Genomic DNA, 25,703 nt, shown 5'->3' with positions numbered 1-25,703 from the left:
AACTATTTCATTCTAATAATCATGAAGCGAATATTAATCTATGCATTCATTGGCTTTTTAATGTTGTCTAATGGCGCATGTTCCAATAGTAAAAAGAAAGGTCAGGATGTAACAGATAGTACTCAGAAGAAGCAGGGCGTAGGAACTGGCAAGATTTTAGCAGGAGAACTGGCAGTAATCGTAGATGAGTCGATTTTGCCGATCATGCTAGAACAAGCTGATGTTTTTAAAACATCCTATGAGAATGCAAATATCAGGCTGATTCCATTGCCTGAAAAGGAAGCAATCAATGCGTTGATCACTGGACAAGCAGATATTGCAGTCCTAGCGAGGTCTCTAAGTACTGAGGAGAGTGCAGGTTTTGTAAAACGACAATTGAAACCTCGTACCTTTCCAATTTTCTATGATGGCGTTCTTTTTTTTAATAATCTTTCGGCAGCAGATACTTCAATCGATATTAATACGTTAAAATCATTGTTGAAGGGAGAATCTAATTCAGGAAAGCGTTTGGTATTTGATAATATCAATTCCACAAATTTTAGAAAAGTTAAGGAATTAACGAACTTGGAAAAGGTTTCTGGCCAATCTGTGAAAGGGATGAAGACTTCCAAAGAAGTTATCGATGAAGTTTTGGCGGATCCAAACAGTATAGGTGTGATCTCTTATGGGCAGTATTTAGATTGCATAAAGCAGTTTGGAGAAGAAAATAAAATTCGTATCTTAAGCCTTCAAAGTATAAAAGATGGTAAAAATCTCGGTTTCTTTAAGCCTTCTCAGACCACATTTGCTACCAATGAATACGCTCTGAAATCAGAATTTCAAGTGTTGAATTATCAGCCAAAGATGGGATTGGGGATAGGATTTTCTGCGTTCATGACAGGAGATCGTGGACAAAGAATCGTATTAAAATATGGCTTACTGCCTTATACGATGCCAGGTCGAGAAATCATTATTAGAGAAGACAACATAAATTAGTTTATAACAAAGAGTAAATAACAGATTATGACAAACAGCAAATTATTTTTAAGCCTTTTAGTTGCGGGGGCTGTTGCTACAGGTACAGCACAAGCTCAAAGTATCAAAGATGCAAAGGCTGCAATTCAAGCTGAACAATATGACAAAGCTAAAGCAATGTTGCAAAATTTGGTTCAGAAGAAGGCAAAAGATGGTGAAAACTATTTTTACTTAGGACAAATTCACTTGATTAACGATAAAGTTGACTCAGCTCAAATCGTTTTCCAAGAAGGTGTAACAAATGCTCCTAAAGAAAAATTGAATACTGTAGGTTTAGGTATAGTAGACCTTGAAAAAGGTAATGTGAGTGCAGCAGAAACGAAGTTTGCTACAGCCTCACAAGGTATAGGTAAAAAGGAGTATGAAATCCCTTACTTTATTGGTAGAGCATATATTGATTCGCCAAAACCGGATTATAAAAAAGCGGTAGAATATTTAACTAAGGCTAAAGAAATGAATGCAAAGGATGCTTTAATTCCTAATGCATTAGGTGATGCTTATGCTGGTCTACGTGAAAGTAGCCCTGCATACGTAGCTTACCGTGATGCCTTGACAATTGACCCTAAACTTTTAGCGCCTAAAATTGGTCAAGCAATCATCTCTAGAAGAGCACAAGCTTATGATGTAGTATTAGAGCAATTGACTACATTGGCAGGTGAGAACCCTGAATATGGTCCGATCTACCGTGAATTGGCAGAAACTTATTACTTATCATCTATCAAGGCACCAGAAGATCAGTATCGTGAAATCAACCAAAAGGCAGTAGAGAACTACAAAAAATACTTGTCGTTGACAGGTGATGCTTCAACAGATGCTAAGGTTCGTTACGCTGACTTCTTGGTTTATTCTGGTAACTATGATGAATTGAAAACTGTAGCTCAACAATTATCAACTATTGAAGGTGTTGATGCTAAAGTTTATCGATACTTAGGATATATCGCTTTTCTACAAGATAAAGATTATCCAAAATCATTAGAGTACATGACCACTTTATTCAGCAAAGTTGATACCTCCCGTTTGATCGGTCGTGACTACTTATACGCTGGTTTAGCAAACTTAGTTGCTGGAGATGCCGCAAAAGGCGCTGAACTATTGAAGGTAGCTGAAACTAAACAGACTGAGGATGAGAACTATGATGAAGAAATTTCCGAGACTGCCTTTGAATACTTCAAGAACGGTGAGAACGAAATCGCAGCTAAGATCTTCAGGATCCCTGCCAGTAACGACAGCTCTGATTATTTCTTCGATTCAAACTTCTACCTGGGCCAAATCGAGTACGGTATCGGTTCTAAATTAGTAACTGTTCCAGAAGGTACTGAGTTGACTCCTGAACAAGTAGCTGAAAAAATGACTGAAGCTAAACCACACTTGGAAGCAGCAGTGAAATCATTGGGTCTTGTAGCAAATTCAACTAAAAAAGAAGTTGTTGACAAATACAAAATTCCAGCGTTATACTACAAAGGATTAACTGAACTAGCTTTGGATAACGTAATGTACGATCCTGAAAATGCTAAAGGTATTTTTGTTGACTCATTCACTAAATTATTGGAAGCGATCAATGCTTCTGGTAAAGCTGAAGAAGAAGCTAACAAAACTTATGCAGCTGATGCACATAACTATATCGGTTATTTCGCATACCTAAAAGGTGATACTGCAAAAGCAAAACAACACTTCAGTGAAACATTGAAATTGAAAGCAGATGATGCATTTGCTACTCAAATGATGGGAGCTTTGTAAGCGACCAGCACATACAACAAAAAAAGCCCGCAATTTGCGGGCTTTTTTTGTTGTATGTGCTAGATGTGAGATGTGAAATGTGAGATGAATTGAGAGAGTGGAAAGAAGGGAGGGGGCTGGTTGTGTATTAATGCATTTTTTTTCTACAAATATTCCGACCCGCTGGGGCTTGATAGGATTCATTTTTTCAGCGCCACAATTATGCCCTCGAACTTGCTCAAGCAGGGATGTAGACTTTTCTACCAATTGTACGGATTTGGAGCCCATGATATATTTCTTTTTGACTCGGCCCGATTTCTTATCCATACAATTCTCATGACCTATTGGCTTTTGTTATTTGTCAGGAAATCAATTAGATGTTTAGATAAAATTAATCATACATGGACTTTATATTCTTTGGTAAAACATCTCTAATTTATAATGATTCAAAATAACAAAAAGCAATGCCTCAGGCTGGGTCTATCCTTTTTTTATTGACATATTTTGTTATTTTTGCTATACTACTAATAGCAATAAACTAAAGATATGGATGGACTAGCAGGGCAAAGTGCGCCTATAGATTATATTCCTATATTAATTCAATTGGCGGTGGCCGTAGGTTTTGGTGTTACAACAATTATTGGGACACATCTTATTGGGCCAAAAGTACGTACCGAGAACAAGTTAGGTGCTTTTGAGTCTGGTGTTGAGGTCGTTGGTAATGCGCGTCAACCTTTTTCAATCAAGTATTTTTTGGTAGCCATCTTATTTGTCATTTTCGACATCGAGGTGATTTTTATGTATCCATGGGTTGTTAATTTCCGCGAATTTGGGGTGCAGGGATTGATTGAGATGTTTGTATTCATGGGCTTATTGCTTTTAGGGTTTATTTATATCATTAAGAAGAAGGCATTGGACTGGGACTAACCGCAGGTTAATTCAAAGCCAATCATTTAATAGACAATAAGATGAGTAATATTACCTTATCAGATGCGCCTCCAGGTGTAGAAGGAGCAGGATTCTTTGCAACGACATTGGATAAGGCCATTGGGTTGGCACGAGCGAACTCATTGTGGCCATTACCATTTGCAACTTCCTGTTGTGGGATCGAGTTTATGGCGACTATGGGTTCCACATATGATTTAGCAAGGTTTGGTGCGGAGCGTCCTAGTTTCTCGCCAAGACAAGCGGATATGTTGCTAGTAATGGGGACAATTGCCAAAAAGATGGCGCCGGTTTTAAAACAGGTGTATGTTCAGATGGCAGAACCCCGCTGGGTAATCGCCGTTGGTGCTTGTGCATCAAGTGGTGGGATTTTCGATACTTACTCCGTATTACAAGGTATTGATGAGATTATTCCTGTCGACGTCTATGTTCCAGGCTGTCCGCCACGTCCTGAAGCAATTCTGGATGGAGTATTGAGACTTCAGGATATTGTAAAGAACGAATCTTTGAACCGAAGAAATACGCCGGAGTATAAAGCCTTATTAGAAAAGTACGGAATTGCAACAGATAATGGATAAGTTGACTAATCAAACGGTTATTGATAAGCTGAAGTCACAATTTGGCGATCATCTAACCCATATATCAGAACCTAAAGGACTTTTAACAGTCGAAACCGATACGGAACATATCATTGACTTGCTATCCAGCATTAAGAATGATGAATTCATGCAGTTTATTTATTTGACTGATATTACTGCTGTTCATTATCCGGAGAAAGAAAAACCTTTCGCTGTTGTATATCATGTGCATAGCCTGGTTCATAATGTTCGTATTCGGGTTAAGGTTTTCTTAACAAAGGAGAATCCAAGTATTCCTAGCGCCACGGTATTGTGGAATGGGGCAAATTGGATGGAGCGTGAAACTTATGATTTCTTTGGGATACAATTTGAAGGCCATCCAGATTTAAGAAGGATTTTAAATATGGATGATCTAGGTGTTTTCCCGATGCGTAAGGAATATCCACTAGAAGATCCAAATCGTGTGGATAAGAAGGATTTTTATTTTGGACGATAAGAGCGGATATCATGAGTAAATCAATTTCAAGAATATCACATAATGCACCAGTCTTTGATGATAATGATCCTCAAGATGAATTGGTGACCTTAAATATTGGCCCTACTCACCCGGCAACACATGGTGTATTCCAGAATGTTGTACAGATTGATGGGGAGCGGATAGTCAATGCTGTTTCCACCATTGGCTATATCCACCGTGCTTTTGAGAAAATCGCAGAGCATAGACCTTTCTATCAAATTACCCCATTGACAGACCGATTGAATTATTGTTCCTCACCGATCAATAATATGGGTTGGCATATGACAGTGGAAAAGCTGTTGGATATTGAGATTCCAAAGCGGGTTCAATATATGCGCGTCATCGTCATGGAGCTTGCCAGAATTGCCGACCATATTATCTGTAATGGTATTTTGGGAGTAGATACCGGGGCGTTTTCAGGCTTCTTGTATGTGATGCAGGAGCGTGAATTCATCTATGAGATCTATGAGGAGATCTGTGGAGCACGATTAACGACTAATATTGGTCGTATTGGTGGTTTTGAACGTGATTTCAATGATGTAGCTTTTGAAAAGATCAGAGAATTCTTAAAGAGATTTCCTCCAGTATTGAAGGAGTTTCAAGAATTATTTGACAGAAATAGAATTTTTATCGAGCGTACCTCCAATGTCGCGGCAGTTACACCTGAGGAAGCTTTAAGTTATAGCTGGTCCGGACCGATTCTACGCGCCACTGGAGTGGATTATGACGTTAGGGCGCATTCACCATACTGTTCATACGAGGAATTTGATTTTGATATTCCAGTAGGGACAAATGGGGATGTTTATGACCGCTTTATGGTCAGAAATGAGGAGATGTGGCAATCCCTTCGCATCATTGAACAAGCGCTGGAGAAGATTGACAAGGAGCCAAAAGGCATTTTCCATGCAGATGTTCCTGATTTTTATCTTCCGCCAAAAGAACAAGTATATACAAGTATGGAGGCCTTAATCTATCATTTTAAAATTGTGATGGGAGAATGGGATGCTCCAAAAGCTGAGATTTATCATTCTGTTGAGGGGGCAAATGGGGAGTTAGGATTTTATTTGGTTCATGATGGAGGTAGAACTCCATATCGTCTACACTTCAGACGACCATCTTTCATCAACTACCAGATGTTTGCACCAATGACCAGTGGGATGTTAATTTCAGATGCGATTATCAATATGAGTAGTTTAAACGTAATAGCTGGTGAATTAGATGCTTAGTGTTAAAGAAAATATGATTGTCGAGTTTTCGACAGAGCTTTTGGGGAAATTCTCCGAAGTTGTAAGTCGTTATCCTGAAGGAAAGCAAAAATCAGCATTATTGCCCATCCTTCACTTGGTACAAGAGGAATATGGCTGGCTAAGTGTGGATGCTATGGAGAAAGTAGCAACCTTCCTGAGCATTGAGCCTATCGAAGTATTTGAGGTTGCAACTTTCTATTCCATGTATTTTTTACAGCCACAAGGAAAATATGTTCTTGAGGTATGCCGTACAGGTCCATGTTGTTTGGTAGGTGCGGAGAAAATCATGGCACATATTGAGGATAAATTAGGTGTGAAAGAAGGCGAAGTAACGGCTGATGGTCAATTTTCATGGCGTGGCGTGGAATGTTTGGCGGCATGTGGATTTGGACCAGTGCTTCAGATTGGTCCGAGTTATACTTTTTACGAGAACCTTACTCCAGAAAGTGTAGACCATTTGATCAGTGATTTAAAGAATAAAACAAAAAGCGAGGCTTAGTAATATGGGACGTAAGTTATTATTAGAACATATCAATGTGCCGGGTATCAATACCTTCGCTGTATATCGTGAGAAGGGTGGCTATCGTGCTGTAGAGAAGGCATTGAAGAGCATGTCACCTGAGGATGTTGTGGAAGAAGTGAAGAAATCAGGACTTCGAGGTCGTGGTGGAGCAGGATTTCCTACAGGAATGAAATGGAGTTTTCTGGCAAAGCCGGAAGGTGTTCCACGCTATTTAGTATGTAATGGTGACGAATCAGAGCCTGGGACGTTCAAGGATCGTTACTTGATGACTTATATTCCGCATGCTTTGATTGAAGGTATGATCGTTTCCAGCTATGCTTTGGGAGCAAATACATCTTATATCTACATCCGTGGAGAGATGATGCCACAAATCCGAATCATGGAGAAGGCGATCGAAGAAGCAAAAGCAGCTGGCTTTTTGGGTAAGAATATTCTAGGGACAGGATATGATCTAGAGATCTATGTGCAACCAGGTGGTGGTGCATATATCTGTGGTGAAGAGACTGCCTTATTGGAATCCCTGGAAGGAAAAAGAGGGAATCCAAGAATAAAACCTCCATTTCCTGCAGTGTCAGGGTTATATGGCTGCCCTACGGTAGTTAATAACGTGGAGTCCATTGCTGCAACAGTTCCTATTGTCAATGATGGTGGTGAGGAATATGCTAAAATTGGAATTGAAAGAAGTACAGGTACCAAATTGATTTCAGCATCTGGGAATATTGCAAAACCAGGGGTTTATGAAATTGAAATGGGAATTCCGGTAGAAGAGTTTATCTTTTCTGATGAATATTGTGGCGGAATGGCTAATGGAAAACGATTGAAGGCTGTTGTAGCTGGAGGTTCTTCTGTTCCTATATTACCAGCGAACCTGATTGTGAAGACCATTAAAGGAGATCCACGATTGATGACCTATGAGTCATTGGCAGACGGAGGCTTTGTGAGTGGTACGGCGATGGGTTCAGGTGGTTTCATTGTATTTGATGAAGATCAGTGTATTGTTCGCAATACCTATAATTATACCCGTTTCTATAGACATGAAAGTTGTGGACAATGTTCGCCATGTCGTGAAGGTACGGGTTGGATGGAGAAGATCTTGAATAAGATTGAAACAGGACATGGAGATATGTCGGATATTGAATTGTTGTGGCAGGTACAGCAAAAGATTGAAGGAAATACGATCTGTCCATTGGGAGATGCTGCAGCATGGCCTGTTGCCGCTGCGATTCGTCATTTTAGGGATGAATTTGAATGGCATATCCTACATCCCGAAGAAGCACAGAAGAGAAACTACGGTTTAGCACATTATGCAGATCCATTGGTTCCAGTAACCGAATAAGGATCATATTAATTAAGAGCAACGATGGCAGAAGAAGTTCAAAATTTTAAAGTAACGATAGACGGAATAACAATTGAAGTTGCTCCGGGTACTACGATATTAAATGCTGCTCGGCAGATTGGTGGAGAGATTGTTCCTCCGGCAATGTGCTATTATTCTAAGCTAGAAGGTACTGGTGGAAAATGCCGGACCTGTTTGGTGAAAGTAAGTAAGGGTTCTGAAAAAGACCCGAGACCAATGCCGAAGTTAGTAGCATCTTGTCGTACAACTGTAATGGACGGAATGGAGGTGTTAAATATCACCTCTCCGGAAGTAGTTGATGCAAGAAAGTCAGTGGTGGAGATGTTGTTGATCAATCATCCATTGGATTGTCCGATTTGTGATCAGGCAGGGGAGTGTAAGCTTCAGGATTTAAGCTATGAGCATGGAGCGGAGAAGACCAGATATGAATTTGACCGAAGAACATTTGAGAGAATTGATATAGGAGAGAAGATTCAATTGCATATGAATCGCTGTATACTATGCTATCGTTGTGTATATGTTGCGAATCAATTGACAAACAAGCGTGAACATGGAATATTATTCCGTGGAGATCATGCTGAGATTTCAACCTATATCCATGAGGCATTAGATCATGATTTCATAGGGAATGTCATTGATGTTTGTCCGGTTGGAGCATTGACAGACAAAACCTTTAGGTTTAAAAATAGGGTTTGGTTTACCAAGCCAGTAGATGCGCATCGGGATTGTCCAAAATGCTCAGGAAAGGTTACATTATGGTATAAAGGGCCAGATGTCATCCGTGTAACAGGCAGGAAAGATGAGTATAATGAAGTTGAAGAATTTATCTGTGATACCTGTAGATTCGAGACCAAGCGTACAGATGATTGGGTTTTAGAGGAGCCAACGAAGATCAGCGATCAATCGGTAATTGCTTCGAACCATTATCATCAATTTGATCCACCGAGTGTAATCCAAGATAATCCGGTATTACAGGAGGCGAATGTGGAGCAATTGGCAAGATCTGAAAAATTAAAATAGCAAAAGGAAGATGGAAACGACCTTTATTTTAGAGAAATTAATCTTAGTTGTCATCATATTTGTGGTTACATTGGTTATTGCCATGTATTCCACTTTAGCAGAACGTAAGATTGCAGGATTCATGCAGGACCGACATGGCCCTGATCGAGCTGGATTATTTGGGATCTTACAACCCTTATGTGATGGTGGAAAATTCTTTTTCAAGGAAGAGATTATTCCTGCAGGAGCTCACAAAACCTTATTTATTCTAGGACCTACCATAGCAATTATTACTGCCTGTATTAGTTCTGCGGTAATTCCTTGGGGGCAAACCTTAACGATTGGTGATAAAGCCATTAGTTTACAAGTTGCAGATGTGAATATCGGGGTTTTGTATATCTTCGGCGTTATTGCCTTGGGAGTTTATGGAATTATGTTAGGAGGCTGGGCTTCCAACAACAAGTTCTCCCTGATGGGGGCAATTCGTGCTGCTTCACAAAGTATCAGTTACGAAATTGCAATGGGTTTGTCGTTGATCGCTTTATTGATGGTTACTGGCACACTATCCATTGGTGAAATCGTGGCTCAACAGTCAGGCTTTGTAAACTGGAATATCTGGGTTCAACCTCTGGGATTCCTGATTTTTATGACCTGTGCATTTGCAGAATGTAATCGGGTTCCATTTGACTTACCAGAATGTGAAACCGAGTTAGTGGGTGGATATCATACAGAGTATTCTTCCATGAAATTAGGTTTATATATGTTCTCTGAGTATATCAATATGTTTGTTTCATCATCCTTGATGGCAGCATTATATTTCGGAGGATACAACTTCCCGTTCATGTATGACTTAGGTCTATCTGAGAATTGGATTACAATAATAGGGGTATTGGTATTTTTCCTTAAAATATTTGGGTTTATCTTTTTCTTTATGTGGGTAAGATGGACATTGCCACGATTCCGATATGACCAACTTATGAATTTAGGTTGGAAAATGTTGATTCCATTGGCGATTGCAAATATTGTACTGACGGGAATTATTACCATTGTTAAAGACACTTACTTTTAATCGGGAGAGGCCATGCAGTCGTTATCAAATAGAAAAAAAGTATTAGAACAAAAGCCGATGAACTTTTGGGAGCGCATTTACTTGCCTGCCATAGCAAAGGGTTTATCGATTACCATAAGACACTTCTTCAAGAAGATTCCAACGGTAAAATATCCAGAGGAAATTAGACCTTATTCGAAGAATTTTAGGGGTCAACATTCCTTAAAGCGTGATGAACAAGGTCGAGAGCGTTGTACTGCTTGTGGTCTATGTGCATTATCATGTCCAGCGGAAGCCATTACGATGACCGCCGGGGAGCGTAAAAAAGGAGAAGAGAACCTTTATAGAGAGGAAAAATATGCAGTAGTGTATGAGATCAATATGTTACGTTGTATATTTTGTGGTCTTTGTGAAGAGGCATGTCCGAAAGAAGCAATTTATTTGGATGGTACGCATGTTACCGCAGATTATTTACGTAAAGATTTCATATATGGGAAAGACAAATTGTTGGAACCAAAATTTGATATCACCAAATTATCTCAAAATCAGCAAGCATAACCTATGAGCATTTTTTATTTTGTAGCGTTTCTATCTATCTTTTTTGCGTTGATGACTATCTTCACGAAGAATCCAGTACATAGTGTACTCTACTTAGTCATTACTTTTTTCACCTTTACGGTTCATTATATTCTTTTGAATGCACAGTTCTTGGCGGTGGTGAATTTCATTGTATATATGGGTGCGATTATGGTTCTGTTCTTATTTGTATTGATGTTATTGAACCTCAATAAGGAGACGGAGCCAATGAAGTCCCATTTAGTGAAATTTATGGGCGTTATTGCGGGAATGTGTTTGTTGGTGACCTTTTTAGGGGCATTCCGAGTATTGGAAACAAACAATGAATTTGTAAAGAGTCAAGAGGAGATTGGTTTAGTGAAAAACTTAGGAAAAGTATTGTTCCGTGATTTTTTACTTCCATTTGAGTTATCATCCATTTTATTGTTAACAGCCATGGTAGGAGCAGTCTTATTGGCTAAGAAAGAAACACGAGCTAAACAACATGGGTAGTTTAATGGAATATATGCAGGGTATTCCCCTGAATCATTATTTGATCTTCTGTAGCATTATTTTTTCAATTGGTGTTATTGGAGTATTGATCCGTCGGAATGTCATTATTATTATGATGTCCATCGAGCTGATGCTTAATTCAGTGAATTTATTGTTGGCTGCATTTTCATCATACCGAGGCGATGCCAGCGGACAGGTTTTTGTATTTTTTATTATGGCTTTGGCCGCGGCAGAAGTTGCCGTTGGGTTGGCCATTATAATTATGGTTTATAGGAATACCAAATCAGTGGATATTGATTCCCTGAATAAGCTGAGGTGGTAAAAATAAATAAGAATTTAAGAGAGAATTGGATATGAAAGAATTCATTTGGATGCTCCCATTAATTCCGTTATTAGGATCTCTAATGATTGGATTGCTTAGAAAAAGCACACCAAAGCCATTGGTATCAATAATAGGTTGTGGAACGATCCTCATTTCATTTTTACTTAGCTGTGGTATTTTCAAGGAAGTTTATGATGCAAGACAAGCAGGGGGTGATGGCATAATTTTCCAAGAAGTTTACAATTGGTTTTCAGTAGGAAACTTTAGTTTCAATATTAGTTTTTTAGTCGATCCATTGAGTTCGATTATGCTATTAATCATTACCGGAGTAGGATTTCTGATCCATTTATATTCGGCTGGTTATATGTCCAATGATGAAGGGTTCGCGAAATACTTTTCATATTTGAACCTGTTTATCTTCTTTATGTTATTGTTGGTATTAGGTTCAAACTACCTAGTGATGTTTATCGGCTGGGAAGGTGTCGGATTATGTTCATACCTGTTGATTGGATTCTGGTTCAAGAACAGCAATTATGCAAAAGCTGCAAAAAAAGCTTTTGTAATGAACCGTATCGGGGATTTAGGATTCTTGATTGCGATGTTCTTTATCCTAGCAAACTTTGGCTCCTTGGAGTTTCAAACTGTATTCCCTGCAGCAGGTAAACTAGCGATGGGTGATACGAGTTTGTTGATTATAACTTTATTACTCTTTGTTGCTGCTACTGGTAAATCTGCTCAAATACCATTATTTACATGGTTGCCAGATGCAATGGCGGGTCCAACACCTGTTTCGGCATTAATTCACGCTGCAACGATGGTTACTGCAGGTATTTATATGATCGCTCGTTCGAACATCATGTTTACCCTATCGCCAGTTACCATGGAAATTATCGCAATTATTGGTATTGCAACCGCATTGATTGCAGCCTTTATTGCAATTACGCAAAATGATATTAAGAAAGTTCTGGCCTATTCCACTGTATCTCAATTAGGCTATATGTTTTTGGGATTAGGGGTTGGTGCTTTTACCGGAGCGTTTTTCCATGTATTAACACATGCATTTTTCAAAGCCTTATTATTCTTGGGAGCAGGTTCTGTGATTCATGCTATGAGTGAGGAACAAGATATGCGACAAATGGGGGGCTTGAAGAAATATCTTCCAATTACCTATGCAACGATGTTGATTGGCACCATTGCTATTTCTGGGATTCCGCCATTATCCGGGTTTTTCTCTAAAGATGAAATATTAGCACATGCCTTTGTTTCAAGTCCAGTGTTTTGGGTTCTAGGCTTTATTGGCGCATTATGCACAGCTTTCTATATGTTTAGATTGCTATATATGACCTTCTTTGGAGAATTTAGAGGAACAGAAAGTCAAAAGCATCATTTACATGAATCACCAACTTCCATGACGATTCCATTAATTGTCCTGGCTGTTTTATCTGTAATTGGTGGTGCTATTAATATTCCTGAAGCTTTACATGGAGGAGCATGGTTAGCGAACTTCCTGAGCCCAGTATTTGCTCAGACCAACCAAGTGGTTGAGCCATTTCATTTATCACACAGTACAGAGTTTATCCTGATGGGAGCTTCTGCCTTAGGTGCGATTATCATGGCATTTGTTGCTTACAATAAATACGTTAAGAAATCTGATATTCCACAAGCTGATGGTGCTACAAACCAAGGCGGATTATATAATCTTTCCTACCATAAAATGTATATTGATGAATTATATGATACAATAGTCGTACGTCCATTAAGTGGATTATCGAAATTTTTGCATCGTGTAGTTGATAAGACAGGAATTGATGGTTTGGTCAATGGAATCGGGGAATTGTTTGTTTCTTCTGGAAAGGGCATTCGTCAGATCCAGAGTGGAAACGTTGGGTTTTATATTTTTATGATGGTGATCGGAGTTATTGCTTTCATGCTTTATGGGTTATTTACAATCTAGATCAGAATTTAGGAATCAATGGACAACCTTTTTATACTGCTAATTTTACCTGTAATAAGTGCTATCATTTTAGCCTTTATCAAGAACAGCTCTGCGAAATGGGCTGCATTGGCCTTGTCACTTATTCAATTAGGCTTAACAATTCCTTTCATCTGTAATTTTGTGCCTGATGCAAGTGTTCAATTTTCACAAAGTTGGAATTGGATTTCTGCGTTAAGTATTCAATTTCATATTGGTTTAGATGGAATCAGCCTTCCTCTGTTAATTTTAACCAATGGATTGATTCCTTTGATTATCTTGGCCAGTTTTGGTCATGATCAAAAGGGAGGATTCTATGGTCTGGTTTCGTTTATGCAAGCCGGATTAGTTTTGGTTTTTATATCCCTAGATGCATTTTCATTTTATGTAGGTTGGGAAGCTGCTTTAATCCCAATTTATTTTATCTGTGCCCTATGGGGAGATGGAAACCGCATCAAAATAAATTTGAAATTCTTTGTTTACACCTTCTTTGGTAGTTTGTTGATGTTGATTGCTATCATTTACCTATACCAACAAACAGGAGAACGGGATATGTCCTGGACAGCATTAACGAATTTAGATTTAACAGCTGCTGCTCAAAATTGGATTTTCTGGGCTTTCTTTATTGCTTTTGCCATTAAGATTCCATTGTTTCCATTCCATTCTTGGCAGCCAGATACCTATACACATGCGGCGCCAGCTGGTACGATGTTGTTATCCGGAATTATGTTGAAAATGGGTCTTTTCGGCTTGCTGAGATGGTTATTGCCATTAGCACCAGATGCGGTTTCAAGATATGGGAATATCGCATTGATCATGGGGATTATCGGAGTTGTTTACGGTTCGATTATCGCATTTAAGATGAAAGATGCAAAACGTTTGGTAGCTTATTCATCTATTGCCCACGTAGGTTTGATTGCAGCAGGTATTTTTTCCTTAACTCAAGAAGGCTTACAAGGAGCAATCCTTCAAATGATCAACCATGGTATTTCTGTAGTAGGTCTATTTTTTGTGATTGATATTATTCAAAAAAGAACAGGGAGCAGAGATTTATCTGAATTAGGGGGGCTTGCTCAAAATATGCCGATTCTAGCCATTACGTTTTTGGTTATTATTATGGGAGCAATAGGTCTTCCGTTGACAAATGGTTTTATTGGCGAGTTCTTGTTATTAAAAGGAATCTTTGCAAGTCCTGAGAATGGCGTTTTATATGCTGTTCTGGGAGGTACAACTTTGATTTTTGGTGCAGTTTATATGCTAAGATTTTATCAAAATACCATGCTTGGTCAAATCAATGATAACCAAGTTCAAGTAAAAGATATTTCCGGATATGAGGTAGTCTTATTATCGATTATCATTATGCTCGTTATATTGATAGGTGTTCTTCCAAATGGATTGTTACATCTTTCAGAAGCTTCAGTTTCACAGTTATTACAACAAATTAAATAGTACAAGTTTAAGGATATATTATGGGTGCGATTATTACGCTTTCTTTGTTAGGTATTTTGATTTTGTACATAGGCTTGTACAAAGCGAAAAATGCATTATTACCTGTTAGTATATTAGGCTTGTTGATTGCCTTTGGTTTCGAAGCTTATTATTGGAATGTGGAGGCGGTGCCTATGTATAAGGGAATGGTTATTTTCGATCATTTTTCCCTATCCTTTTCCATGATATGTATTGCTCTGACCATATTGATTCTATTATTGTCGAAAGAGTATTTCAAGGCCATTTCAGATAATATTGCTGAATATTATACACTTATTTTATTCTCACTCACCGGAGCCTTAATTGTTTGTGCTTATCATAATTTCGCCATGTTATTTATTGGTTTGGAGATTATGTCGGTTGCACTCTATATTTTGGCCGGTATTAGAAGAACGGATAAAGTTTCCAATGAAGCCTCATTGAAATACTTTTTAATGGGAGCATTCTCCACAGGATTTCTATTATTTGGTATTACCTTGTTATATGGTTCTACGGGTTCTTTTGACCTAGCGGTAATCAAACAATATATCATAGAAAATCCAACTGGAGTTTCCTCTATGTTTTATGGAGGTATTCTACTTTTATTGGTTGGATTATGTTTCAAGGTCGGAGCAGCTCCGTTTCATTTCTGGACGCCAGATGTTTATGACGGATCTCCAATTTTGATCACAACTTTTATGAGTACTGTAGTCAAGATCGCTTCATTTGCAGGTTTCTTGAAATTGTTCAGTACCGTCTTGGTACCATTGAATGAGTTCTGGACTCCAGTTCTATTAACTGTTGTTATCATCACCTTATTTGTAGGAAACGTGACTGCCTTGATGCAGACCAGTTATAAAAGAATGCTTGCTTATTCAAGCATTTCACATGCTGGTTATATGCTTTTTGCAATTTTATCAATTGGTCCTAATTCAGCCTCCGGAATCCTTTTGTATTCAGCAGCCTATGGATTAGCATCTATTATTTCATTTGGAGCATTAATCCTTGTCAAACGTCAGGCAGGTTCTGATAGCTTTGAATCTTTCAATGGACTAGGGAAGAAAAATCCTTGGCTAGCATTCACTATCACCATATCAATGCTTTCATTAGCAGGCATTCCATTGACCGCAGGATTTATTGGTAAGTTTATGATGTTCTCAAATGTTATGAATGATTACCATACGGTCCTTTTGATCCTTGCCGCTATCAATGCTGCGGTGGGTATCTACTATTACTTACGCGTGGTAGTACATATGTATTTCATGAAGGCAAATGATGAGGAAAAAGTATTCATGCCAATCAACTTCCAGATTGTATTTGGTTTAGCAGTTATTTTAACCTTTGTTATTGGAGTATATCCAGATGTTTTATTACTATTCGGAATGTAATATGGCAAATTAATTACACAAGAAATTTAAGTCAGGCTAACAACCTGATTTTTTTTTAGATTGTTCTAGGATTTTCTGACCCAAAATTCATCTTCCCAAGGAAGTTCATCAATCGGTTGGTCATGTTTTAGTTTAATAAAATTCATTTGTTCAGGAGTAGCAATCTGTTGAATTATTGGAAAGAGCTTCCTCTCTTCCATCCTTATGTGCGCTTCCAATTTTTCTTCAATTCTATTAAGAGCTTTGATGGTACATGGACCAGATAATATTAATTTTTTAATTGTTTTATGGTCTAATAGAGCCTTTTTAATCAATTTGTCGTCTTGAGAGATAATTGTGAATACATAATTTTCTTCAATGTAAAAATGATATGAGAGTTGTTTTTCCCATGATCTAACTAGATAGTCTTTAATTCTTTTTGGATCGATTCCAAGTTCTAACCCTCTTCTTATTTTCCAACAGAGGAGCAAAGAATAATGATGTTCTTTGCTTAGGGGGATTAATGCTGGGTGTCTTGTCAATGCTTTGTTTAACATGTTGCCAATTTAATTGCTTATTTTTGCAATTTCAACATCCAGATGGTCTGGATGCTGAAATAAAAGTCTATGTATTAATTTAGTGACAAGGATGCTGGCCCAAATTCTTCGTAATAAATTGCTTCGATGTCAACTCCTGAATCTTTTAAGAATTCATAGTGCTTCCTTATAAACCCTGAAGGGCCACATATGTAATATTTTGCTTCATTTAGTATCACTTTATCTTGGATTTTTTCAAGATTAACCACTCCTGATGTTATTCCATGTTCTGCTTGTTCAAGTTGTTCATAGAATAAATGATTTTGTAGAACTGGGCTTATTATTGAAAGTTCCGTTAAACGATCTTTGAAAGCGTGGACCTGTTCATTTCTGCATCCATGAACCCAAATTATTGGCTGAGTGGGTTTGTTATTCAATATTAAATCTTCGAGCATTGCTAATAAGGGTGTCTGTCCAATCCCACCACTAATGAACACATGTGGTTTATTGTTTTCTTTCTGATTTAATACAAAGTTTCCTGATGGGGAGGTTAGTTCGATTCTGTCGCCTACTTGTATATGATCATGCAATCTATTGCTAATCATACCATCTGGGTGTTTCGTGTGTTTTTCCCTTTTAACAGAAATTCGGTAAAATGTTCCATTTGAGGAACTTGATATGCTGTATTGACGGGGTTGAATTAAGTTTAATTCTGGTAAAAATAACCTCACGCTTATGTATTGGCCAGGTAGATGAGAAGCAATGCTTCCGTGATCTATTGGGTATAAATAGAAAGATGTAATTTCTTCTGATTCTTTCACTTTTTCTCTAACTTCAAATGGTCTCCAGCCGGTCCACCCGCCAGGCTTATTGACTTTTGCATTGTATAATGAAGTTTCATGATTACTCATGATATCTGCCAGCTGATTATAAGCAATATTCCAAGCTTCTAATAATTCATTTGTCGCAGCCTCTGCCAATACTTCTTTAATTGAGGAAATTAGATGGTTGCCCACGATTTGATAATGTTCTGGCCGGATGTCTAAACTGGTATGTTTATGGCCAATGTGATCAACTACATTTAATAAAACCGAAGGGTTTTCAATATTTTCTGCATAAGCTAGTACGGCCATTGCTAAGGCAGTTTGTTGTTTTCCTGATTTTTGATTCCCCATGTTAAAGATATGTTTAAGTTCAGGATTGTGATTAAACATTCTGTCATAGAAATATTTCGTTAGTAATATTCCATTTTCTTTTAGAACTGGTATGGTACCTTTTATTAATTTAATTTGTTTTTCGGTCATTTTTGTGATTTTTATGTTGAAAAATTAAATAGTTACAAATGTAAAAATAATAAAAGATAAATATATCTTTTATTAGAAAGTTTGACTTCATGGTGTTCTTATCACTTCAATGTTATAGCAGATGATTGTCAAATTTTATAACTAATTTTGGGGGATGGGAATGTTTTCAAAATCAGCGGAATATGCGATTCGGGCGGTGTTTTATATAGCGAAGTCAACACAGCTGGGGCGGAAAGTAGGTATTAAGGAGATTGCTAGCAATATTCAATCTCCGGAGCCATTTTTGGGAAAGATATTGCAGGAATTGAGTAAAGGAGGCATTGTTAAGTCGATAAAAGGGCCTAATGGTGGTTTTTATTTAACGGAGGTCGAGATAAATAAACGGCTGTCTGAGGTTATAAAAGCCATAGATGGAGATGATATCTTTACTGGATGTGGAATGGGATTGCTACAATGTTCTGAGAAGTTTCCTTGTCCCCTGCATAATGATTTTAAAGCTATTAGATCGGAACTCAATCGAGTTCTTAATAGTATTACCCTTGGTCAGTTCAATGAAGAATTGATTTTAGGGAATTTAAAATTAAATAGGATTGAAAATAAATAACATAAAAATCATTATAAAGCAATATAATCGACAGACTTTTTTTATTAGATAATTTGAACTTTCACAACAAATTGTATCTTTATAAAGTTCTGGTTTAATTATGAGAAGTGTCCCTTTCTTCTATTCGTGCTGTGCATTAATTTTAGTTTTTAGCTTAACGGTAAGCTTTTCGTTGGCCCAATCATTTATTTCCGGTAAAGTCCTTGATCAGGAGAATAATCAAGGAATTGCAGGTGCTACGGTTGTAGACTTGTTTACCAAGAAGGCAACTTCGACTGATCGAAATGGACTCTTTAACCTTCAGCTTGACAGTTCTTCAAGAAGAATGGAAATTAGGGCTTTTGGGTTCAAGAGCCTAGTTGTTGATATACCGAAAGAAACCAGTAATTTAGTCTTTGAACTCTCCCATGAGTCCAATAAAATAGAGGCTGTTTCCATTAGCCATAAAGGCAAATATAGCAATCGGAATAATAAAGCAGTAGAACTTATAGACCTGGTCATCAGGAATAAGCATAAAAATAAATTGTCGGGTAAGGATAGCTTAGAGTTTGATCAATATGATAAGCTCAAATTTGGAATGTTGGATCCGGAAGTCTCCAATAAGCAAGGGATGCTAGGTTTGAATTTTCTTTTTAGGAATATCGATACGGTTAGTTATCCTGGTAAAAAGCTATTATCCCTATACTTAGAAGAGAGCAATTCCAAGGTTTACGGCAAAAGAGACCCATCGAAATTCAAGAAAATTATTACTTCGCAGAAGAAGACTGAGTTTGATAAGCGATATATTAATAACCCAAATATTCAGGAGTTCTTAAATTATATGTTTCAACAGGTAGATGTTTATGATGAAAGCATTTATATCCTGAATAAGCAGTTTTTAAGTCCTATCGCGGATAATGGAAAATTATTTTATAAATATTATATCACCGATACGATCTTCAATTCAGAAGGTTATTTTATCCAATTGAAATTTGAACCTCGGAATAATACAGATTTATTATTCACGGGTGTCCTGCAAGTCAGCATGGATGGAACTTATGCGGTTAAGAAAGCAGATCTAAAAATCAACAAAGAAACCAATTTGAATTGGGTCAAGGAAGGAAGTATCAATTTCCATTATAGCAAGGATAAAAGTGGAGTTATGTTGATGGATAGTACCCATACCTTTTTAACTTTTGGTATTCGGAAAGGGGAGTCTATTTTCGCGGATAGGGTCAGCGTCAATAGCAATTATGAATTAGGGACTAAGTTCTCTGGGGATATTTTTGTTGGTCCACCCACAGAGGTATTACCACATGCAGGGATAACCATTCCTAATCGTCCGATTGCCTTAAACGATGCCGAACAAAATACCTATAGCAATATTGAGACGCTCAATAATAAAAAAAGCTTTAAAACCATATTGGCTGTTGGATATCTTCTCTCTCAAGGATTTTATAATCTCGGTAAGTTTGAGATTGGACCGCTAGAATATTTATATAGCCAGAATAATATAGAGGGGAATCGATTTAGGATTGGTGGTAGGAGTACTCAAGCATTGACTGATAAGGCCTTTTTTGAAGGGTATATGGCCTATGGGACGGATGATTCGCATCTGAAGTATTATTTGAAGTCAGCGATTACTTTAAACGGAAAATCTGTTGTTACATTTCCGGCACACTATATAGAAGGATCCGTGCAGAGTGATATCATGGAGCCTGGTCAGCAAATTGGTTTTCTAAAAGGAGATAGTTTTTTTCGTTCTATCCGAAGAAATCGGCCCACTAAATGGTTCGACACGCAGGCCTACCAATTTCAACATGTTATTGAGTTTGGAAATCATTTGAGTGTTACCACCGGATTTACCCATAGGAATCAGAATACAGTGGGGGATCTTCGATTAATAAACTCAGGGGATCCTGATCAATTACTTACCCAAATTCAAAGTAATGAGGCACATATCGACTTCCGATGGGCTCCATTTGAGAAGTTTTACTATAGAAATCTGACACGAAAAACCATTATTGAGAAATATCCGGTTTTTAATGTTACCTATACCCACAGTCTTGATGGTTTTTGGAATACCACCTATGCCTATGAAAAATTGGCTGCTGCAGCTTCCAAGCGATTTTTCTTAAATCAACTGGGGTTTGCTGATGTCAGAGTGGTAGGAGGAAAGATTTGGGGGACTTTGCCTTATACGATGTTAGAGTTACCAAATGTAAAACAACGCGAAGATCGTCATAAGATTGATTTCGATATGATGAATCCAATGGAATTTGCAGCGGATCAATATGTAAAAGTTGGGTTTTATCACCAAATGCAAGGATTCTTATTCAATAAGATTCCATTGATCAATAAGTTGAATCTGCGTGAAGTTTGGGGTGCTCAAATGTTTTATGGCCACTTAAGTGTTCAAAATAACCCGTATATTAGTAATAATGTGGTTGAATTTGACAGAAATAAGGAAGGCGAAATCCTAACGTATGTTCTAAATAGGGAACCATATTGGGAAGGAACTGTAGGGATAGACAATATCCTCAATGTGTTGAAAGTTGAATATGTAAAAAGACTTTCTTACAAAAACCTCCCAAATGTTAGAGATGACCGTTTTCGATTTACCATAAACATTAATTTTTAATATGAGCTACCAGAATATAATCCTTGAAATCAAGAATCAAACTGCTTGGATAACTATTAATAGGGAGAGCAAACTGAATGCCTTGAACAAAGAAACCATTGGAGAATTAAAAGATGCAGTTAGTTCTATTGAATCTGATGATTCTGTTCGTGGAGTTATTCTTACCGGTGCTGGTCAAAAGGCATTTGTTGCTGGAGCGGATATTCAAGAGTTTTTAGGGAAAAGTAAAGAAGAGGCGATGGACCTATCCAAATTTGGACATGAACTGATGGATAAATTGGCTAATTTTCCTAAGCCTGTCATTGCTGCCATCAATGGTTTTGCATTAGGAGGAGGTCTTGAACTTGCATTAGCTTGTCATCTTCGAATTGCTGCCACTTCTGCAAAAATGGGATTGCCTGAAGTATCCTTAGGCTTGATTCCGGGATTCGGTGGAACGCAAAGATTAACAGATCTGGTTGGTAAAGGCAAGGCGCTGGAAATGATTCTTACTGGGGACATGGTTGATGCAGAAGATGCTTACCAATGGGGTTTGCTGAATAAGGTTGTTGAGCTTTACGAGCTTGAAGAAACTGCTCAATATATATTGGATAAAATTTATACTAGGTCTCGTTCGGCCGTTGCTGCTGCGATTGAAACCGTAAATAGTAGTTTTGATAGTAATACCAATGGCTATCAAATAGAGATTGAGAATTTTGGGGAATGCTTTGGATCAGACGATTTTGAAGAAGGTGTAATGGCTTTTATTGAAAAAAGGAAACCAAAATATTAATTTCAATCTTATAGATATAGATGATAAGTTCATTATTTTTTTATTAATGATTCTATTATAAAAATTTCACCAGTTCTTGAATTAAGTTAAAATTGAAGAAGAAATCTTATGGTCAGCCAGTTTAAGGATTTAGAAGCTTATGCTTTTTGTATGCATGAATTAAACCGCGGAATCTCGGTCAGATCGTCCCTTTAAGTCAGATGTTGAATTTTTTGAAAAGAAAGATAATTAAAGAGCTTGCGAAGAACAAATCAATTTGGATGGCACAAAGGACATAAACTTTCCGTTTTACTTGATCACCGTGAATGTTAGAAATGGAATACGATTGGATTCAAAAAGTGAATCAACTATTCGGGATGAGAAGAAATAGTTAAACCAAGAGATTATCCCCAATCCATTTTCAATATTAGTTTACGATGTTATAATATCCTTTTAAAGCAAGTTTTGAGTGTTATCTGAACAATATTCTGGCCATTGAGTAAGATTCCAAGTATTTCTGAATATCAACGATTACCTTTACCTTAGCTAGTAGTCTGTCGCCAATTAAAATTTTAAAATGGATATTTTGTAGAAGCAGATTTTATAAACTTTTCATATGGACAAAATTAATAATGCTCTGCGGGTATTATCAGAAAATTCTTTTTTAATGGTTTTCACTTTCGATCCTAAATCAGGAATTCTCGGGTATATGAATCATTCATTTAGATTTTTTTCGAAATTTCTTAAAAATTCGATTAATTTTTGGGAAATTTTAAAATATGCTGACACAGAAGAAAGCAACCTTCTGAGGCGGGATATTTTAAATATTTCGGAAAGCCCCATTGAGAAGCGGGTAATAAAGATTTCATTTGAAGGAAATATTAAATATTTAAAAATGTCTATTTATCAATATAATATTTCTAAAAATCAAATGAATGTTGGATATGCGGAAGATATTACAGATGAGATTGAATTTCAGCAAAATATTCTCTTACATAATGCCAAGAAAAATGCCATTTTAAATATTCTAAGTCATGATATTTCAGGTTCTCTTGCAACAGTTAAAAATCTAACGAAGCTTGCATCAGAGAAGGTCCAAAAAAATGACTTTAAATCAATTGAATTAGCTTTGGCTAGCATTAATGATATATGTTCAAGTAATATGTCACTAATTAGCAGTTTTCTTAAAAAGGAGTTTATTACATCTCTGTCCATCCCTCTTAATTTGGTCAGAACTGATCTGGTAGTTTGTTTGAAAAACTTAATAAAGCAGTATTCTGCAATGGAATCTTCTACTGGCATTAATTTTATCCTTCAATGTGAAAGCTCATCTCTTTTTTTATATGTGGACGAGGATAAATTTATTCAAATTATGAATAATTTGATTTCCAATTCTTTAAAGTTTACGCATAAAGGCGGATATGTAATAATTTCAGTAAGAGATTTAGGAGAGACGATAAATATTTCTGTAAAAGATACGGGAATTGGTATTCCACAAGAAATGAAATCCCAAATATTCAATAAATTCAGTAATTCCAAAAGACCTGGAATAAATGGGGAGTCTTCCAATGGTATTGGGTTATGGGTTGTAAAAACAGTTGTAGAGTGGATGGGAGGAGGAATCAAGTGCGAGAGTGTTGAAAATCAAGGTTGTGAATTTATTATTGATCTTCCTAAAAGGGGAGGCATTAGTTAAATCTTGAAGTTGAATAAATTTCAAATATAGATAATTCAAATTAGGAATAATTTTAGCTGTTAAATATACTTTTTTTATTAATATTGATGAATAAATAATCCCCCAAATCGCTTAGATATTGTTTTTTGATTCTTTCAAAATGACCACTTAATAAGTCTTGCTTCAAATTTATCAAACCACTATTTATTTCATTCAGGTTAGATAATGTGGAAAAGGATGATATACCATTGCGAATTGTTTTATCAAAATAAATTTCAGGATTATTTTTTCCAACATACAGAAAGCAATCTTTTAAATCCTCTTTAATGAAATATTTTACAGTTTCTTTGATTTGAAGATTTGTTCCTTTAAAGCTTTCTTGGATTTCAGTAATTGAAGGCATTTGAGAAATTGAATTATTCATCATATTTGGAAAATAGTTATTTAACCAATAACTTTTCATTTGATCTGGAGTCGATGTAAATAAAATCAGCCTTCCATTTTTACGGAGTACACGGTTGATTTCAGCAAAAGATTTTTTTAAGTTTGTCCAATGGTGAATCGTCAATGTGCCAATTATTCCATCAAAAGAACCATCTTCTGCAGGAATAGCCTCTGCAGCCCCTTGTCGCCAATTAACATTACTCTTTATTGATTTTGCTTCCATAAGCATTTTTTGAGAAGGGTCCACGCCTACAAAATTGAACCCTCTTTTTGCCAATGGAATGGTGTAATTACCTGTTCCACAGCCAATGTCAAGATATAATCGATCTTTTTTTGGGGCCAAAAAGTTAAGAAGCATTTCCATTAAGTATGGATCCGCTTTTCGGGTGGCATTATATCCAACCCCAATTTTGTCATATTTGTATTTCCCCATTTTCCCTGATTAATTCTCTTTTTTTTTCTAAAAAAGAATAGAATTTAAGCTATTTGTGTGTATGTGCTAGATAACATATACAATTATACAAAGCCCAATATGACTTTCAGAACCTAATTTATGAATTACGTAATTATACGGATAGACTTTCTAACTGTAAACCCTCTATTAAGGATTTGTCTTTCAGGTATTCTTTTAATTTTTCAGTGATATAGATAGTGTTATATTCTTAGGCAAGGTAATTTTTATCTATATATTTTACGATATAAAAGTTTTTAGACCCTTTCTAATATATTGTTAAACCGGCATTTTGATAGATTTACAATTAACTTAGATAATTCTAATTTTAACTTAATTGTTTAACAAATTACAGAACTACTGATTCCTATAAAGTAAAGTTTAAAAACCCAACTTAAAACTTTGGTCGTAGAACAGGATTTACTTGCTGCAATTTTATAATAGTTTATTTTAGTGCATTTTAGCTTGGTTAAAAGCATATGGTTATAAAATCTTGCCTATTTACTTCGAGATATAAGTGGGATTTGAATAAATTCATCCAAAAACATTGTTTTTATAGCATTTTTTAATTTCCATTTTTAAAAAGAAAGCTTTAATTTTTATTTTTAATGAGAGTAAATTTAGATGGTCAGATTAGACTTAGGATCGGATAAATAATTTATGGATTTTATTTCAATCCTTATTTTTAATTATGAAAAATATTTCTCCAAATATTAAACAGGAAATAGTTGAAAAAATACAAGCATGGAAAAAAAAGAAATCTTATTTAAGATCGGATTACTCTTTGAATGCTTTTTGTGGTGAAATCGGTTATAATTATAAGTATTTATCTTTTATAAATAAATCAAGAATTCAACTGTGATTTTCCTACATTTATTAATAATTTAAGATTCTTGAATATGATTGAAATAGTGGATGCTCTGGAAGAAAATCAGTTTTATAAACTCGAGGCTGTAGCAAAAGTATCTGGCTTCTCAACTTATGCGAAATTCGCACATTTTATTCGTACCAATATGGGATTAAGTCCTAAAGATTACTTTTTAATTCGGAAAAAAAAACTAAATTTCTAATAAGTCTTGGTTCTTTACCTTAAAATATTTTCCAAATTTTTTGACGCCTCCAAGCTATTTTAATTCTATTTTATAGGGAATAAAAATTGGGCCATTCTTTGGATAATG

Annotated in this window: 24 protein-coding genes; 21 read left to right on the top strand and 3 right to left on the bottom strand. The window is 36.5% G+C overall.

What is annotated here, in order from left to right; translation table 11 throughout:
• Positions 1 to 21 precede the first annotated feature (21 nt).
• The 16 genes from PZ892_RS16915 (at position 22) to PZ892_RS16840 (ending at position 16,161) form a co-directional block, all read left to right on the top strand.
• A complete protein-coding gene (locus tag PZ892_RS16915) occupies positions 22 to 975 on the top strand; it encodes a substrate-binding domain-containing protein (protein WP_277711657.1) in 954 nt (317 codons plus the stop codon).
• Positions 976 to 1,002: 27 nt separating this feature from the next.
• Positions 1,003 to 2,751 carry a tetratricopeptide repeat protein gene (locus PZ892_RS16910; RefSeq protein ID WP_094282128.1) on the top strand — a complete coding sequence of 583 codons (1,749 nt, stop codon included), beginning with the start codon at positions 1,003 to 1,005 and terminating at the stop codon, positions 2,749 to 2,751.
• Between the two features lie 525 nt (positions 2,752 to 3,276).
• A complete protein-coding gene (locus PZ892_RS16905; RefSeq protein ID WP_277711655.1) occupies positions 3,277 to 3,657 on the top strand; it encodes an NADH-quinone oxidoreductase subunit A in 381 nt (126 codons plus the stop codon).
• Between the two features lie 41 nt (positions 3,658 to 3,698).
• On the top strand, positions 3,699 to 4,253 hold the full coding sequence (locus tag PZ892_RS16900; RefSeq protein WP_093099582.1) for an NADH-quinone oxidoreductase subunit B: 555 nt from the start codon (positions 3,699 to 3,701) through the stop codon (positions 4,251 to 4,253).
• Positions 4,246 to 4,749, top strand: a complete 504-nt coding sequence (locus PZ892_RS16895) for an NADH-quinone oxidoreductase subunit C (protein WP_277711654.1) — start codon at positions 4,246 to 4,248, stop codon at positions 4,747 to 4,749. The genes PZ892_RS16900 and PZ892_RS16895 overlap by 8 nt, the downstream gene beginning before the upstream one ends.
• 11 nt (positions 4,750 to 4,760) lie before the next feature.
• Positions 4,761 to 5,996, top strand: a complete 1,236-nt coding sequence (locus tag PZ892_RS16890; RefSeq protein ID WP_179221525.1) for an NADH-quinone oxidoreductase subunit D — start codon at positions 4,761 to 4,763, stop codon at positions 5,994 to 5,996.
• Positions 5,989 to 6,516: an NAD(P)H-dependent oxidoreductase subunit E gene (locus PZ892_RS16885; protein WP_277711653.1), complete on the top strand. Its 528-nt coding sequence runs from the start codon at positions 5,989 to 5,991 to the stop codon at positions 6,514 to 6,516. Before PZ892_RS16890 ends, PZ892_RS16885 begins: the two co-directional genes overlap by 8 nt.
• Positions 6,517 to 6,520: 4 nt before the next feature.
• Positions 6,521 to 7,876: an NADH-quinone oxidoreductase subunit NuoF gene (gene nuoF / locus PZ892_RS16880; RefSeq protein ID WP_094282131.1), complete on the top strand. Its 1,356-nt coding sequence runs from the start codon at positions 6,521 to 6,523 to the stop codon at positions 7,874 to 7,876.
• A gap of 24 nt (positions 7,877 to 7,900) precedes the next feature.
• Positions 7,901 to 8,917, top strand: a complete 1,017-nt coding sequence (locus PZ892_RS16875) for a 2Fe-2S iron-sulfur cluster-binding protein (protein WP_094282132.1) — start codon at positions 7,901 to 7,903, stop codon at positions 8,915 to 8,917.
• A 10-nt stretch (positions 8,918 to 8,927) separates the two neighbouring features.
• On the top strand, positions 8,928 to 9,965 hold the full coding sequence (gene nuoH, locus PZ892_RS16870) for an NADH-quinone oxidoreductase subunit NuoH (RefSeq protein ID WP_094282133.1): 1,038 nt from the start codon (positions 8,928 to 8,930) through the stop codon (positions 9,963 to 9,965).
• A 12-nt stretch (positions 9,966 to 9,977) separates the two neighbouring features.
• Positions 9,978 to 10,502: an NADH-quinone oxidoreductase subunit I gene (locus PZ892_RS16865; RefSeq protein WP_094257428.1), complete on the top strand. Its 525-nt coding sequence runs from the start codon at positions 9,978 to 9,980 to the stop codon at positions 10,500 to 10,502.
• 3 nt (positions 10,503 to 10,505) lie between these two features.
• Positions 10,506 to 11,012, top strand: coding sequence for an NADH-quinone oxidoreductase subunit J (locus tag PZ892_RS16860; protein WP_094282134.1), 507 nt, complete (start codon positions 10,506 to 10,508; stop codon positions 11,010 to 11,012).
• Positions 11,005 to 11,334, top strand: coding sequence for an NADH-quinone oxidoreductase subunit NuoK (nuoK, locus tag PZ892_RS16855; protein ID WP_094282135.1), 330 nt, complete (start codon positions 11,005 to 11,007; stop codon positions 11,332 to 11,334). The genes PZ892_RS16860 and nuoK overlap by 8 nt, the downstream gene beginning before the upstream one ends.
• Positions 11,335 to 11,365: 31 nt before the next feature.
• Positions 11,366 to 13,288, top strand: coding sequence for an NADH-quinone oxidoreductase subunit L (gene nuoL, locus PZ892_RS16850; RefSeq protein WP_277711651.1), 1,923 nt, complete (start codon positions 11,366 to 11,368; stop codon positions 13,286 to 13,288).
• An 18-nt stretch (positions 13,289 to 13,306) separates the two neighbouring features.
• Positions 13,307 to 14,755 (top strand): NADH-quinone oxidoreductase subunit M, encoded by a 1,449-nt coding sequence (locus PZ892_RS16845; protein ID WP_277711650.1) that lies wholly within the window; start codon positions 13,307 to 13,309, stop codon positions 14,753 to 14,755.
• A 20-nt stretch (positions 14,756 to 14,775) separates the two neighbouring features.
• Complete coding sequence (locus PZ892_RS16840; protein WP_277711648.1) at positions 14,776 to 16,161, top strand: NADH-quinone oxidoreductase subunit N; 1,386 nt, start codon at positions 14,776 to 14,778, stop codon at positions 16,159 to 16,161.
• A 65-nt stretch (positions 16,162 to 16,226) separates the two neighbouring features.
• Here PZ892_RS16840 and PZ892_RS16835 read toward each other — a convergent pair whose 3' ends face one another.
• Both PZ892_RS16835 and hmpA read right to left on the bottom strand, forming a co-directional pair.
• Complete coding sequence (locus tag PZ892_RS16835; RefSeq protein ID WP_277711647.1) at positions 16,227 to 16,697, bottom strand: hemerythrin domain-containing protein; 471 nt, start codon at positions 16,695 to 16,697, stop codon at positions 16,227 to 16,229.
• Between the two features lie 74 nt (positions 16,698 to 16,771).
• Entirely contained in the window at positions 16,772 to 17,980 is a 1,209-nt protein-coding gene (gene hmpA, locus PZ892_RS16830; RefSeq protein WP_277711645.1) for an NO-inducible flavohemoprotein, read from the bottom strand.
• 154 nt (positions 17,981 to 18,134) lie between these two features.
• On the opposite strand from hmpA, the gene PZ892_RS16825 reads away from it, so the two are divergent.
• The 4 genes from PZ892_RS16825 to PZ892_RS16810 all read left to right on the top strand — a co-directional run bounded on the left by PZ892_RS16825 (position 18,135) and on the right by PZ892_RS16810 (position 23,651).
• On the top strand, positions 18,135 to 18,584 hold the full coding sequence (locus PZ892_RS16825) for an Rrf2 family transcriptional regulator (protein ID WP_277711644.1): 450 nt from the start codon (positions 18,135 to 18,137) through the stop codon (positions 18,582 to 18,584).
• A 100-nt stretch (positions 18,585 to 18,684) separates the two neighbouring features.
• On the top strand, positions 18,685 to 21,204 hold the full coding sequence (locus PZ892_RS16820) for a DUF5686 family protein (protein WP_277711643.1): 2,520 nt from the start codon (positions 18,685 to 18,687) through the stop codon (positions 21,202 to 21,204).
• A gap of 1 nt (position 21,205) precedes the next feature.
• Positions 21,206 to 21,976 carry an enoyl-CoA hydratase-related protein gene (locus PZ892_RS16815; protein ID WP_094282142.1) on the top strand — a complete coding sequence of 257 codons (771 nt, stop codon included), beginning with the start codon at positions 21,206 to 21,208 and terminating at the stop codon, positions 21,974 to 21,976.
• 595 nt (positions 21,977 to 22,571) lie between these two features.
• Complete coding sequence (locus tag PZ892_RS16810; RefSeq protein ID WP_277711642.1) at positions 22,572 to 23,651, top strand: HAMP domain-containing sensor histidine kinase; 1,080 nt, start codon at positions 22,572 to 22,574, stop codon at positions 23,649 to 23,651.
• 52 nt (positions 23,652 to 23,703) lie between these two features.
• Here PZ892_RS16810 and PZ892_RS16805 read toward each other — a convergent pair whose 3' ends face one another.
• Entirely contained in the window at positions 23,704 to 24,438 is a 735-nt protein-coding gene (locus PZ892_RS16805) for a class I SAM-dependent methyltransferase (RefSeq protein ID WP_277711641.1), read from the bottom strand.
• 986 nt (positions 24,439 to 25,424) lie between these two features.
• Here PZ892_RS16805 and PZ892_RS16800 point away from each other — a divergent pair.
• Entirely contained in the window at positions 25,425 to 25,595 is a 171-nt protein-coding gene (locus PZ892_RS16800; RefSeq protein ID WP_277711640.1) for a hypothetical protein, read from the top strand.
• Positions 25,596 to 25,703: the final 108 nt, after the last annotated feature.

The organism is Sphingobacterium sp. WM, from assembly GCF_029542465.1.
Taxonomy (GTDB): domain Bacteria; phylum Bacteroidota; class Bacteroidia; order Sphingobacteriales; family Sphingobacteriaceae; genus Sphingobacterium; species Sphingobacterium cellulitidis.
This window is presented reverse-complemented; position numbering and strand designations above follow the sequence as displayed.